Raw genomic sequence first — 11,956 nt, 5'->3', positions numbered from 1 at the left:
ACTACGAGTCCGTCGCGATCGGCTCGCGCACCGTTAGCACCGGGACCGGGGCCGTTCGGACGAGATGCTCGGTGATGCTGCCGAGTACGTACCGATCGAAGCCCGTCCGGCCGTGTGTCCCGACGACAACGAGGTCGATGTCGTGGGCCTCGATATGCGAGCGGATCTCGTCGGTGACCGACGACCCGTACGCGACCGTTTCGGCGGCCGGCGCGACGCCGCGGGTTTCCGCGATCGACGACGCCTCGTCGATGATCTCGTCCGCGGCCGCTTCCAGCATCGCCGTCTTGATCTCCGAGCGGACGTCAACGCCGACGCTGACGGTGTCGACGACCGTAAGGAGGTGCAACGCCGCGCCAGTCGTGTCCGCGATGTCGACGCTCAGCTCGACCGCGTCTCGCGCACACTCGCTGCCGTCGGTCGGGGCCAGCACGCGTCGGTAGGGATACGTGGCCGGGGTCTCAGCGTCCGGCCGAATCGTCAGCACGGGGCCGTCCGCGCGTCTGACGACTCGTTCGGTGGTACTGCCCAGCAGGAACCGCTCGAGTCCGCGGCGTCCGTGCGTCGGCATGACAGTGAGATCGATATCGTGTGCCGCTGCGTAGTCGAGAATTTCCCGATATGGGTCCCCCGACCGGACCTCGGTGACCGTCTCGACTCCGTGGTCCGCCGCGCGGTCAGCGGCCTCGCGGACGATCCGATCACCCTCCTGCTCGAGGGCGTCGACGACGGCCCCCTCCCGCTGAAACGGGCTGTACAGCGCCATATCGATCACCGTGAGGACGTGAACCGTCGACCCGTGTTCGGCGGCGATCTCGAGGACGTGATCGAGCGCGACGGCCGCCCCCTCGCTGCCGTCGGTGGGAAAGAGGAGGTGATCGAACGCCGTGTCCGTTGCGGCAGCGGTCATGCTCGGCCGTCCTCCGTCCGGTTCCGGGGACCGCGTTCGATTCCTGTCCGTCCCGATCGCCCGTCAGTCTCACAGCGTCCCATACCTGTCCGATACGTGGGAGACCGGAATAAACGGACGGGAAGGCCCCGATAACACGGAACGACCGATCGACGGGTGCGTTCCGGCCGTTCTGGCTCCTGCTGACGACGTCCCGGTGAGCTACGTCGACCGGCTGCAGGATCTCAATCGTCGTCAGTGGTCGCTCGAGCGGGTCCACGAGGATCGCGCGGTCGGGACCCGTTGACTGTTCTCGACGGCGGAGCCGATGTCGTCAGCCGGGGCGATCAGTATGACGAGTACTAAGTAACCGACTCGAGTCCGTCCGAACAGAATGCCGCCGGAGTGGTTTGCCGAGGTCCGTCCGCTAGTCGAAGACGGCGTGCGGACCGTCATCGAACGTAATCGCGCTGTTATCGAGGACCCCCCAACGAAGACGTTCCACCGCCTTCGCTCGGATGGCGTCTTCGATAACACGACGGAATTCACAGTGCCAGTCCCGGGTCGCGCGTTCGCGGACACGGATGCCTTCGATACGCTCTATACCCACGAATTCGAGGATGCCGCTCGTCGCATCTACACGCGGCTTCCCGATCCGTTGGCGGATACCGACTCCGCTGACGCAGCACGCATCGAATCTATCGAACGCGGATTGTTCGAATTCGTCGGCGTCGTGTTGAATTATGCCGGGACCACGCGGTTCGACGGGGCCGCATTCGACGCCGCGTTCGCCGACCAGTTCGACCCACGATTCACGGACCGGGAATACGCCCGGTATCTCCTCTGCCTGAAAAACACGACTCTCGAACCCGACGTCACTATCGACCTCGAGACAGCGATTCACGGCGAGCCGGACTATCTCGGCCCGTACGACCTGGACACGCTACGGCTTCGGCCGCTTGACGAATTGGAGGAAGTCGGCATCACGACTTACGAGGCACCGAGTACGGGTGTCCTCGAGCCGGTCGAACCGGTCACTGCGAGCGGACCAACCGCCGCGGTCGAGATCGTCCTCCGCCGTCGCCGCCCGTACAGCGAGATCGCTCGAGAGATCGACGACAATATCGTCACCCCGTGGAATCAACCCGAGTTCGATGTGACACCGAACGACGTTCACCCGTGGCAGCAACTCATCGACGTTATTCGATACATCGCGACGACCGTTCGCCGGTGTCTCCGTCTCTGCCGTCCGGCAGGCACCGTCGGATTCGACACGGGGTATCACGTCGTCCCCGGCTGGGAAACGTACCGCGGCATCGCTACACCCGTCACGTTCCCGCTCGAGTTCGATTGTCCGGCAGCGACGGTCGGAACACACATCGCTGCGAATCGCGCGGCGGACATCCGGCGGTTCTGGAGCGCACACCGAGATCGCCTGTCAACTGACGATGCCACGTTCCAGAACCTGCTCGCTCGGTTCGAGCGGATGTTCAGTCGAGACGCCCTCGAGGATCAAGTAGTCGACTGTGCCGTCGGCTGCGAAACGACGCTGTTGAAAGGCGGGTCTCCGGGCGGCAACAAGTATCGACTCGGCGTTCGCGCAGCAGTCCTCCTCGGCGAGCAGAACTCGCAGGAGTGGCCGCCGGAGCAGGTCGGGGAGTTCTTCAGGGCGATATACGACGCCCGGAATACGGTCGTCCACGAGGACAACTCCTTGCCGGACGCACCGAGCGACGCCGATCGAATGACCGTTGGCGACGACGAATTCCTGGCACCGTCGTTTCTCGTTCGCGCCCGTGAGCTCTATGCCGATGTCATTCGGGGCTATCTCGACCTCGTTGCTACCCACGACGACTCGATCGACGATATCAATCAGCGGATCGACGAGACCGTCCTCGCCTCCGGAAACGACTTGCGCGACCGACTCTCCTAGTTAGCCGATTCGTCGTTTCTTCGACTCCGGACCCGTCTGCCGACCAGGGTCGAACGCCGCCCGTGCGTTGTCCGGGTGTTCGATCGCCGTCCCACGCAGCGGCGATCACCGCCTTTCGGGGCGCTTGGCGGCGGTCACTGCCGGACGCCGTCGACGACGAACGGATCGATGTCGCGCTGCCGATCGGCGTCACCTCGAGCGACGCTTCCGGACACGCCGATGTCGGTGGCTACAGCCCGCACGACCGACGATTGGGACGTAGCGTCGGCCGTCTCGATGCCCATGATCCGGTCCGGTGAGCAATATTGTCTTATTGAGTCATAGGTATACAATCGGGGTAAGCGGTTCTCGAACTCCGCGTTTCGGGGTGCGACCCGGACCCGCCCGTCAGTTCTGGGGACGGCGGCTGAATCGTCGTGACGCATACTGCCACCATTGGCGCGTCCGACGGGCACCCAGTCGACGGCGAGTCGCTTCGCGAGCGAGTCCCGGAGCGGCCCGACCGCAACAGGTAGTCATGCGTTCGGACGGGAGCCCCAGCCCGCCGTTGCGATCGTGCGACTGCATCGTGTCGTGGCTGTTGCCTCACGCTGTGCGTATGCCGATCGGGGCCGGCGAACCGCCGGTCAACCGCGGCCCGTTGTGGGTCCCCTCTCGAGATGTCGCGAATCCGGGTCGTCGACCGTGGCTCGAGACCGACCGGGACCTCGTCACCGCGTGCCAGTGACGAAATCCGGAAGCTCTTTTCGTTGTGGGCACAATACTGGACACGAATGACGTTGCCTATCGACCCCGCTCAAATCGATCCGGACGACATCGGTACGACACAGACGACCCTCGAGATGGCCCACGAGGAGGCGATCGAACACGTTCGCGAGGTGTTCACCGACGCCGGCTTCGGCGTTCCCGTCGAGTTCTCCCCGTCGGAGTTGCTCAACGAGAAGGTCGACGCCGACCGCGATCCGTATTACGTGCTCGGCGCGTGTAACCCGGCGGTCGCGGACCGAGCGCTCGAGGCCAGCGACGGGAAACTCGGTGCGCTCTTCCCGTGCAACGTCGTCGTCTGGGAGGAAGAACCCGGCCGCCAGCGCGTCTATCACGTCTCGATCATGCGGATCGCGCGGCTCGTCGGGGTCGCGCCGGACGACGAGGAGATGGCGGATATCGTCGCCGAGACGGGCGACCTCGTCGACGCCGCGTTCGAGGAGCTGTAGCCATGGGCTACCATACGTTCGACGCCGAGCGAGCGGACAAGCTGGAACGGGCGGGTCAGCGATACCGCTTCGTCTCGGCCGAGGAACTGCTGTGGGCGCTCTCGCTCTCGCCGGCCGACACCGTCGCCGACCTCGGCAGCGGAACCGGCTTTTTCACCGACGACGTCGCGCCCCACGCCGGCACGGTGCACGCGGTCGACGTTCAGGAGGCGATGCACGAGTACTACCGCCAGAAAGGCGTTCCGGAGAACGTCGATCTCGTGACCAGCGACGTGAGCGACCTCCCGTTCGACGACGACGCACTCGAGGCCGCGTTTTCGACAATGACCTACCACGAGTTCGCGAGCGACGACGCGCTCGCGGAGGTTCGACGGGTCCTCGCGCCCGACGGCCGACTGGTCGTCGTCGACTGGGCGGCGACCGGTACCGGCGCGGACGGGCCGCCGGTCGACGAGCGCTACAGCGCCGCCGAAGCGGTAGCGGCGCTCCGCGATGCCGGCTTCGCGATCGACCACGAGGCCGTCCGCCCCGAGACCTTCCTGGTGATCGCGACGCTCGAGTGAGGGCCTGCCGCTCAGCCTCGAGTGCAACGCTGCTATCGTGCCAGTAATGTAATCAGTCCCCGCGAATGAACGGCCGATACACGATGGGAACCGAGACGACGACTCCGCTCGAGGCGATCACGTTCGATCTCGACGGAACGCTGCTTCGATACGAGCGGTCCCCTGGAACGGTACTCGAGGCGGCGTTCGAGCGGGCGGGTGTCGAGCCGCTCTTTGCCGTCGATGAATACTACGCTCGATACGACGACTTCGCCGAGCGGTGCGATTCGATGGCGGCCCTCCGGTCGGAGTGCTTTGCCGCCCTCGCCGCGGCGAACGGCTACGATCGACGGCTCGGACGGGATGTCGCGGCGGCCTTCAACGACGAGCGCGACCAGTCGAACGTCGAACTGGTGCCGCCGGCCGCTCGCGTGCTGGATGAACTCAGCCGAGAGTACCGGCTGGCCGTCATCACCAACGGTGCGCGGGACGCCCAACGGCAGAAGATCGATGCCGTGAACCTCGAGCGGTGGCTCGACGAGGTCGTCGTCGCCGGGCATGATACCCCGCCGAAACCGGACCCGGAGCCCTTCGAGCAGGCGATGCGACTCCTCGACGCGACGCCGGCGACCGCGGTACACGTCGGCGATTCGCTCGAGACAGACATCGTCGGCTCGGCCGCCGCCGGACTCGAGTCCGTCTGGGTTTCTGACCGCTCCGACGGTTCGGGGGCCGAGCCGACGTACCGCGTGGCGTCGATCGGCGACCTCCTGACGCCGCCGTGGCTCTCGCAGTCGGAGACGGAAGGGCAGTGAGCCGGTCCGAACCGTCGCCCGACGGAGTCGAGCGGACTCTTCCGACTCGAGAAATCACCCGCCGCTACGTTCGCAGTTCGGGCCGCCGGGTATCGCCAAGGCGACAGCGCCAAAAAATCACAGCGCCCCGCCCTGCTTTCGTACGCAGAGTTGCAGTTGAAGCACATGAAACAGGGGTTGCTGAAGTGTTGGAAACTAATCGCTTTCGCCTAACTCAATACTGTCTCTCTATTCTACGTTTCTACCTCTCTTCCACGGTTTGATCGCTTCTGATGCAGTATGATACTCAGTTCTGCTGCTTCCTCCTTCTCATAACTCCTGTCTTGCTACTGATGACAAAGACTAAGTTTGCAAGTCTCTAAGTCAGATTCAGGTTGAAGACAATGGGACAGCTAGCTCGGCAGTTAATGAGGTCGGATGAACAGGAGAACTATGATGCTTATGTTGCTATGGGAGAAGTCCAGTTGGACGAAGATCGTTCTCAAGACTAATCATCTTCATTCTAGCTGTTCTATTGCCTGATCTAGCCTTTCGTAATCTGGCGAGTGGTGGCTAAAGTCAGAAATGTCGTAGAAACGATCAACGAAGTATCGATGCCATAAGAAGTACAGTTCATCCTTGCTCCAGAGATTATCAAACCGGACATCAATAATGTGTTTTCGGATTAATTTTGATTTGAAGATTGTTTCCTTATATTGATCATCACTCCATCTGAATTTCTCAATACCGTTCAACGGCAGAAGAGTGTTGAGGGTAGCCATTGCCGTTCTATGATTAGCATCAGGAAAAAAATGCAACCCAATAATTGCCCTTACCCAGTGTGCACATTGCTGCGTCAGCGGCTCTCTTTTTGGGAATTCATTCATAACGCGATTGAGGTCCCCGTTCCGAACTACTGATATCTTGTGTTTAACCTGGTGGTACGAAAGTACATCTCCATGATCATACCTGTGATCTGAATTATTGAAATACTCTCTATTTCGCCACTTAATGTCCTCTGGATCTAATTCAGTAAAGTCGGTAATCCGATCAACCTCCGGATCAGGAAAGCTCTCACGGAACTCATTCAACTGATTGTCAGAAGATACATATTCTTCGCCTTTGTCAGAGAGATCATAGAGGTCATGAGTAACCTCTGCTATCAAATTTTCACGGATCAATTGCTGACAGCGGAGACGAATAACATTCTCTCGGAACCTATCTTTGCTTATGTCTTTAGGGGTAGATGGCGAACTTTTCTTGAGAGATGTAAGAATATGTCTATCGACATCTTCAATAGAGCGTTTAGTACGCATTTGTATAATAGCTAGTACAGTGTAGATGACGTTAAATGTAGGGTAGGAGTGTATTCCGGGGGATGTATATTAAGAAAGCCTGTTGATTGTTTTTGCCCTAGTTGAACTCGCCCGAGAGCATAAGCGAACTCTAACGGAGGCTCGCGCAAGCGACCTTGCTGCCGAGATCGCTAACCAGCATGGGCTGACTACAACTGATGTAATTCAGCAACTCGAAGAAAGGAGTAGGTACCGCTGTTGAGACGGAATCGTGGCTAAGGCTAAGATCCCAAACTAATCACCCGACCTCCACACTGCAGGTTTCGTCAATTTTGTACTTGGAACGGTCAAGATGTCATTAAGATAAATACGATGGAGACGAATCTCAGTCTATGACTGACGAGAGAGGTCCGCTCCCCCATTGATCGGGTTGATGAACAATATCTAGTCGAAGAAGGAGACGTAATTGAATATGACTCTGAGGGAAGTGAAGCAGTAGAATTAGCGTATAAGATGAGTGTGCTATCGATGCAAGACGATGAAGAACTCTCTGAAAATCACCAGGAGATAGTCGATGAAAGTTGGGGAATAGAGATGATGACGTTGGGAAGGGTGCATAATGATATCATGGATGAATTACAGGAGATAGACGAAATTCGAAGTGAAATCATTGAGGACCATTCAGATGCAGACATCAAAGAAATTGATAAGAAAGTTGAAAATCTCATTAGTATTGAAACATCAGACTCTGTGGTTTTATTCTTCACACTTGCCCACGAAGTTCTCCGAGGTTTATCTGGAGACATAATATGGCAGAAAGTATTTGATGATGACATCTCTAAAGACAACGCTAGAGAATATGCTAGAAACATCGATAGCGAAGACCAAGAGAATATATTATACTATATGGGGATTATTGATTCGGGCGAAAAAGGAGAGATAGCAAATGTTAGAAAAACTAGGAATAAATTAGTTCATGATATGAGATCTAGACAATACCTTGATGGGATCGGCAATATTGAATCACGAGTCAGACGTGCAGTAAAGACTGTCGATAAAATGCATGTAGAAGCACATAACCTTTCTCTTCTAGATTAGACCCATCATGGGGCTTTATTCTCTTCCTCTCTCTCTCTCTTTTGCTCAAACATAGCTCTCCCCCTGGGATTGCACGCTGACAAAATTCGTTTTCCGAATATGCACACGAACGCCGCCTGATCGTGTGTATAACCGAAATCCACCGTAGAGACCTTCATAGTATTGCCAAGTTCTATCTTTCTCAAGGACTGTAGCTCAAAGTAATTGTCCGACAGCACAAGATCCAAAGATTGTGTTCACCAACAGGGTAACCGCGTCCTGAGTAGGGAACTCAAACAGAGATCTTTACTCGGTGTCTTGGACTGGCTCGAGTTCGCTCGCATCGAGTTCTTCAGTGAGATATGCTTCACCGGCTTCAGTAATCCCGTAGAGGCCACGCGAGATTCGGTCGAGCAGCCCGTACTCGGCAAGCACAGGACACCGGTTTCGGGCGTGGCCGGCACTGGGGCCGCCGAGATCTTCGATCGCTGTTGGAGTCAGGTTCCCGTACTCGCGGATAAGCTCGAGAATTTTGTCGTCTGATGGAACCATCCACTCGGCTTCCTGGCGCATCTCATTCGAGGAATCGGGAGCAATAGACATACGCATACTGGTTGTGGGTGTTTTCTGGCTATAAGTCCATAAGTGATTGTATTAGACAACTGCCTACTGACGACTCGTCAGTAAATTATATTAGCAGCCGGTGACAATTAGCTGTTGATCCGACCCTTCTGGGCCGCAAAGGTCCAGCGTGCTGGAGACACGCCGGGGTCGGGTCATCCTCTGCACGAGGGTTCCGACCATGCGAACCGAACGCTCGAGGGGCAATGAATATTGCTCCACAGACGACGGTATAGCCGGCCAGTCGACTGGCCGCGAGAACACCCCAGCCGCCACCGGTCGCGCCGACCGCACCGCGATCGGCGTCGATCTCGGGGAGCACAACCTCTACACCGCGTGTCCGTCGCCCATGCCGGACTGGAAGGGTGCCTACGCGATCCCCGGCGACGACCTCTGCGCTCGCCTCGACGCGCTTCGCGACCGCGTCGCCGCGTTGCTCGCCGGCGACGCCGATCGCGAGACGATCGTCGCACACGTCCGCCACCGTCGGGCGGCCCTGCTCGCGGCCCTCGACGACGCGGCGCGGGAGATCTGCGACTACGCGAGCGCGTACGACCACCCCGTGCTGGTCACCGAAGACAGCCACTACGAGCCGGACCTGTGGGCGTGGCTGACCGATCCGAACGCCCACCGCGGCACGGCGTGGCTCCTCCCGACGGCCCATCTGCGCCTGCGCGCGGTCGCCGCCGAGTACGGCCTCGAGGCCGCGACGGTGCCCGTCGCCTACTCCTCCCAGGAGTGTCACGGCTGCGGGACCATCGGCGACCGACGGCTCCACCAGACGTTCCGCTGTACCAACCCGGACTGTCGCGTCGACACCGTCTACGCCGATTACAACGCCGCGAAGGTCCTCGCACAGCGGTACTACCCCAACCAGCGGTGTGCGTACCGCCCCCCGCGCTCGCTCGCGACGGACGAGCGGGCGGCGTTCGTCGCCCCCCGTTCGGACGCCGTGGACCGCTGACTGCACCGGCTTGCCAACCACTCCGTCTCACCCCACAGCCCCCACCGATATGAGCACGAACGCCGACCACTCCGAACCGACCGCATCGACCGTCCGGACGCTCGCAACCGAACTCGAGTCGCTTCGCGAACGGGTCGACGCGCTCGAAGCCAGCCTCGCGCGGAAGACCGATCGCATCGACCGCCTCGAGTCCGCACTCGAACGGGAGCGGGCGACGAACGAGCGTCTCGAAGCCCGGGTCGCGGAACTCGAGCGAACGCGACCGCCGCTCGAAGCGCGGCTCGACGCCCACGAAAAGAAACTGAACGCGAACAAGGACCGCATCGGCGAACTCCAGGCCCGCGAACTCGAGAAGGGAGCCCACCTGCTCGCGGCGAACGTCGACGAGAGCGAGCTCGACGTCGCCGGCGGTCGCCTCGAACGGGTCAGCAAGGACGACGGCGGACAGTACTTCCGACTGCCCGACAGCGACGACCCGCTCGAGCGCGGCGGCGACGTCGCGTTAGCACACGGCGACCTCCTGCCGATTCAGCAACTCGCGAGGATGGACGACGACGGCCTCCGTGCAACCACGTCCTCGCTCCCCTCGCGGCTCGCTGCGACGCTCTGGAAGGCCCGCACCGATCCGGCCGTCGGAGACGACCCGTGGCAGAACGGGTCCAAAACCGTCCGGGAGTACGTTACGGCGAGCGATATGAAACACTGGATTCGCCGTCAGGAGACGGGGATCAGCGACGGCTATGCGAAGAAACTCGTCTCGAGGACGATCGACGCGTTGCTCGACCTCTCGAAGAACCGACTGGCGATCGAACGACACCGGCAGCGCAAGAACGGCCTCGAGTACACCGAGCGCCGCGTCCTGCTGATGGCGGATGCGGACCTCCCCGGCGACCGACCGAGTGCAACTGAACGGGACGGTCCGGAGACAGGTGACGTCGACGGCTGACGCTGTCCCCGGGTCTCCCACCCCGCCCTGAGAAGGGAGTCACTCTCCACGACTACCAAAACTCCCGCGCGAGTGCGGTCGTGAACGCGTCCGCGTACTCGTTCGTCCGTCCCTCGATCGGTCGTCGACGGTCGACGCCCACCGACTGCTCGAGCCGGGTCACCGAAGACGTCAGCTGTCACCGGAACGAGTGGTGGTCCACCCGTGAACGCGGTCCCGGATCGATTCGGCAGTCGTCCGGCGACGCGTCGGATCGTCTCCCCCATCTCGGCCTCGGGAGCGAGCGCCTCGAGCGTGCGGACACTACCGCGGAGCGTGCGATCGACACTGCTCTGGAGGAGTGCCCTGCCGTTCCCCAGGAGTCGCCACCGATCGATGTCGATCTCGGTGTGCGCGACGAAACGGTCGTGGGGCGGTCGACTGCGGACGGTCGAACGGTGGCCGAATCCGAGACTGGAACTGTACGGTCAGGGGTGGCTCGGAGCCCGATGCACGCCGCTTCGATCTCGCGGGCTCGCGCCAGCCGTGTGCGCGGTGCCGTCCCGGCGGTTCGGCGACGGACTGGACGCGCGACCTCGAGACGTATCCCGTGTCGGACTGACGAGCGGCCGGACGATCGTCGACGTGAGGCGAGCGTGGCTCACATTGGACACACGACAACCGCTAAGTGGACTGGCTCACAATGTACACATAATGAGCAGCGACAAAAAGCGCGTTCAGTTCCGGGCACCCCACCGACTCATCGACCGGACCGATGCACTCGCGGCTGTCCTCGGGGAGGACCGAACGGCTGTCCTCGTGACTGCGCTGCGAGAGTACCTCCAGGAGGCGACGCACGACGACGCGCTCATGCAGGAAATCGCGGCTGCCTACTACGACGATGAGATCGCTTTCGAGCAACTCAAGGCGCTCGTCGGTGCCGAAGAGGCGGCGAACCTCCGAGTGTTGAAACAGCAACTGGACGAGGACTTCATCGACGAGGTCGCCGACGCATAAATGTCGACGCTCGTCGCTGACGCCTCCGCCCTCGTGAGTCTCGGGGTCGTTGCTGACGACGACCCCGATCCGCTCGCGCTCTGTCTGTCCTGCTACGAGGTCGTCGTCCCCACAGTGGTCATCGAGGAACTCCGAGAGATCGCCTCGTACGATGACGTACACGGTCGGGCTGCAACGACCGCCCTCGACCGAACTGAGACGCTCGAGACCCGATCGGTCGATCTCGATGCCGAATTTCCGCTCGATGACGGCGACAACGCGGCTGTCACCCTCGCGAATGACCTCGACGCCGCACTGTTGCTCTGTGATGAATTCAATCAACTCGGTCTGGTCCACGCCTCGCTCGCCGATACGCGTCTCGTGACGACGCCGACGCTGCTTTCGGTACTCGTTCGCACCGACCAGCTGTCAGCTGCCGATGCTCGCGCTATTCTCGACGAGGTCAGCGACGCCCGTAGCTGGGACGCAAACAGCTACGTACAACGGGCTCGGTCGTTGCTCGAAGCATCCTGATACCGACGCTGTCGCCCATCGGTTATCGTGTACGTGACCGCCGGCCAGAGCGACCCACACCGTCTCGCGATCGAAGCTGTTCGTCCAGCCGTTCCTCGAGCGTCGAGGCGAAGCGAGCCGCTACCCCACCCTCGTCGAGACGCCGACCGAGACCCGCCGAGCGGAAATTAGT

At 60.6% G+C, this 11,956-nt stretch carries 14 protein-coding genes; 10 read left to right on the top strand and 4 right to left on the bottom strand.

Annotated elements, in window-relative coordinates:
* Position 1 precedes the first annotated feature (1 nt).
* Complete coding sequence (locus ALTAJ2_RS16975) at positions 2-910, bottom strand: universal stress protein (protein ID WP_007107585.1); 909 nt, start codon at positions 908-910, stop codon at positions 2-4.
* Positions 911-1,439: 529 nt separating this feature from the next.
* Between ALTAJ2_RS16975 and ALTAJ2_RS16965 the strand changes: the two genes are divergently transcribed.
* A complete protein-coding gene (locus tag ALTAJ2_RS16965) occupies positions 1,440-2,822 on the top strand; it encodes a hypothetical protein (protein ID WP_204367393.1) in 1,383 nt (460 codons plus the stop codon).
* 134 nt (positions 2,823-2,956) lie between these two features.
* On the opposite strand, the gene ALTAJ2_RS19900 is transcribed toward ALTAJ2_RS16965, so the two are convergent.
* Positions 2,957-3,106, bottom strand: a complete 150-nt coding sequence (locus ALTAJ2_RS19900) for a hypothetical protein (RefSeq protein WP_193365041.1) — start codon at positions 3,104-3,106, stop codon at positions 2,957-2,959.
* Between the two features lie 314 nt (positions 3,107-3,420).
* Between ALTAJ2_RS19900 and ALTAJ2_RS20340 the strand changes: the two genes are divergently transcribed.
* The 4 genes from ALTAJ2_RS20340 (at position 3,421) to ALTAJ2_RS16950 (ending at position 5,393) form a co-directional block, all read left to right on the top strand.
* Positions 3,421-3,549 (top strand): hypothetical protein, encoded by a 129-nt coding sequence (locus ALTAJ2_RS20340; RefSeq protein WP_275039493.1) that lies wholly within the window; start codon positions 3,421-3,423, stop codon positions 3,547-3,549.
* Positions 3,550-3,595: 46 nt separating this feature from the next.
* The gene (locus ALTAJ2_RS16960; RefSeq protein WP_007107588.1) at positions 3,596-4,036 is read left to right on the top strand and encodes a DUF302 domain-containing protein; all 441 of its coding nucleotides are present in this window, start codon (positions 3,596-3,598) and stop codon (positions 4,034-4,036) included.
* Between the two features lie 2 nt (positions 4,037-4,038).
* Complete coding sequence (locus ALTAJ2_RS16955; RefSeq protein WP_007107589.1) at positions 4,039-4,599, top strand: class I SAM-dependent methyltransferase; 561 nt, start codon at positions 4,039-4,041, stop codon at positions 4,597-4,599.
* Between the two features lie 83 nt (positions 4,600-4,682).
* Positions 4,683-5,393: an HAD family hydrolase gene (locus ALTAJ2_RS16950; RefSeq protein ID WP_007107590.1), complete on the top strand. Its 711-nt coding sequence runs from the start codon at positions 4,683-4,685 to the stop codon at positions 5,391-5,393.
* A 497-nt stretch (positions 5,394-5,890) separates the two neighbouring features.
* Here the strand turns inward: ALTAJ2_RS16950 and ALTAJ2_RS19290 are convergent, their stop codons facing one another.
* Entirely contained in the window at positions 5,891-6,688 is a 798-nt protein-coding gene (locus ALTAJ2_RS19290) for a hypothetical protein (protein ID WP_144240266.1), read from the bottom strand.
* 507 nt (positions 6,689-7,195) lie between these two features.
* Here ALTAJ2_RS19290 and ALTAJ2_RS19285 point away from each other — a divergent pair.
* Positions 7,196-7,765 carry a hypothetical protein gene (locus tag ALTAJ2_RS19285; RefSeq protein WP_144240265.1) on the top strand — a complete coding sequence of 190 codons (570 nt, stop codon included), beginning with the start codon at positions 7,196-7,198 and terminating at the stop codon, positions 7,763-7,765.
* A 285-nt stretch (positions 7,766-8,050) separates the two neighbouring features.
* Here the strand turns inward: ALTAJ2_RS19285 and ALTAJ2_RS16940 are convergent, their stop codons facing one another.
* Positions 8,051-8,317, bottom strand: a complete 267-nt coding sequence (locus ALTAJ2_RS16940) for a hypothetical protein (protein WP_007107592.1) — start codon at positions 8,315-8,317, stop codon at positions 8,051-8,053.
* A 229-nt stretch (positions 8,318-8,546) separates the two neighbouring features.
* Here ALTAJ2_RS16940 and ALTAJ2_RS16935 point away from each other — a divergent pair, with 229 nt between their 5' ends.
* The 4 genes from ALTAJ2_RS16935 (at position 8,547) to ALTAJ2_RS16920 (ending at position 11,784) form a co-directional block, all read left to right on the top strand.
* The gene (locus ALTAJ2_RS16935; RefSeq protein WP_007107593.1) at positions 8,547-9,329 is read left to right on the top strand and encodes a zinc ribbon domain-containing protein; all 783 of its coding nucleotides are present in this window, start codon (positions 8,547-8,549) and stop codon (positions 9,327-9,329) included.
* Positions 9,330-9,378: 49 nt separating this feature from the next.
* Complete coding sequence (locus ALTAJ2_RS16930; RefSeq protein ID WP_007107594.1) at positions 9,379-10,275, top strand: hypothetical protein; 897 nt, start codon at positions 9,379-9,381, stop codon at positions 10,273-10,275.
* A 693-nt stretch (positions 10,276-10,968) separates the two neighbouring features.
* Positions 10,969-11,271 carry a hypothetical protein gene (locus ALTAJ2_RS16925; protein ID WP_007107595.1) on the top strand — a complete coding sequence of 101 codons (303 nt, stop codon included), beginning with the start codon at positions 10,969-10,971 and terminating at the stop codon, positions 11,269-11,271.
* A complete protein-coding gene (locus ALTAJ2_RS16920; protein ID WP_050031492.1) occupies positions 11,272-11,784 on the top strand; it encodes a PIN domain-containing protein in 513 nt (170 codons plus the stop codon).
* The last annotated feature ends 172 nt before the right edge of the window (positions 11,785-11,956 follow it).

The sequence above is a fragment of the Natrinema altunense genome (assembly GCF_000731985.1).
Lineage (GTDB): Archaea > Halobacteriota > Halobacteria > Halobacteriales > Natrialbaceae > Natrinema > Natrinema altunense.
The sequence above is the reverse complement of the archived record's forward strand: the minus strand, read 5'-3'. Positions and strand labels throughout refer to the sequence as shown.

What these genes read in the sequence shown, in the direction of transcription:
- ALTAJ2_RS16960 (WP_007107588.1), top strand. Translation starts at nt 3,596, where the DNA reads ATGACGTTGCCTATCGACCCCGCTCAAATCGATCCGGACGACATCGGT.
- ALTAJ2_RS16955 (WP_007107589.1), top strand. Translation starts at nt 4,039, where the DNA reads ATGGGCTACCATACGTTCGACGCCGAGCGAGCGGACAAGCTGGAACGG.
- ALTAJ2_RS16925 (WP_007107595.1), top strand. Translation starts at nt 10,969, where the DNA reads ATGAGCAGCGACAAAAAGCGCGTTCAGTTCCGGGCACCCCACCGACTC.
- ALTAJ2_RS16940 (WP_007107592.1), bottom strand. Translation starts at nt 8,317, where the DNA reads ATGCGCCAGGAAGCCGAGTGGATGGTTCCATCAGACGACAAAATTCTC.
- ALTAJ2_RS16920 (WP_050031492.1), top strand. Translation starts at nt 11,272, where the DNA reads ATGTCGACGCTCGTCGCTGACGCCTCCGCCCTCGTGAGTCTCGGGGTC.
- ALTAJ2_RS16935 (WP_007107593.1), top strand. Translation starts at nt 8,547, where the DNA reads ATGCGAACCGAACGCTCGAGGGGCAATGAATATTGCTCCACAGACGAC.
- ALTAJ2_RS16950 (WP_007107590.1), top strand. Translation starts at nt 4,683, where the DNA reads ATGGGAACCGAGACGACGACTCCGCTCGAGGCGATCACGTTCGATCTC.
- ALTAJ2_RS16975 (WP_007107585.1), bottom strand. Translation starts at nt 910, where the DNA reads ATGACCGCTGCCGCAACGGACACGGCGTTCGATCACCTCCTCTTTCCC.
- ALTAJ2_RS19900 (WP_193365041.1), bottom strand. Translation starts at nt 3,106, where the DNA reads ATGGGCATCGAGACGGCCGACGCTACGTCCCAATCGTCGGTCGTGCGG.
- ALTAJ2_RS20340 (WP_275039493.1), top strand. Translation starts at nt 3,421, where the DNA reads ATGCCGATCGGGGCCGGCGAACCGCCGGTCAACCGCGGCCCGTTGTGG.
- ALTAJ2_RS16930 (WP_007107594.1), top strand. Translation starts at nt 9,379, where the DNA reads ATGAGCACGAACGCCGACCACTCCGAACCGACCGCATCGACCGTCCGG.
- ALTAJ2_RS19285 (WP_144240265.1), top strand. Translation starts at nt 7,196, where the DNA reads ATGCAAGACGATGAAGAACTCTCTGAAAATCACCAGGAGATAGTCGAT.
- ALTAJ2_RS19290 (WP_144240266.1), bottom strand. Translation starts at nt 6,688, where the DNA reads ATGCGTACTAAACGCTCTATTGAAGATGTCGATAGACATATTCTTACA.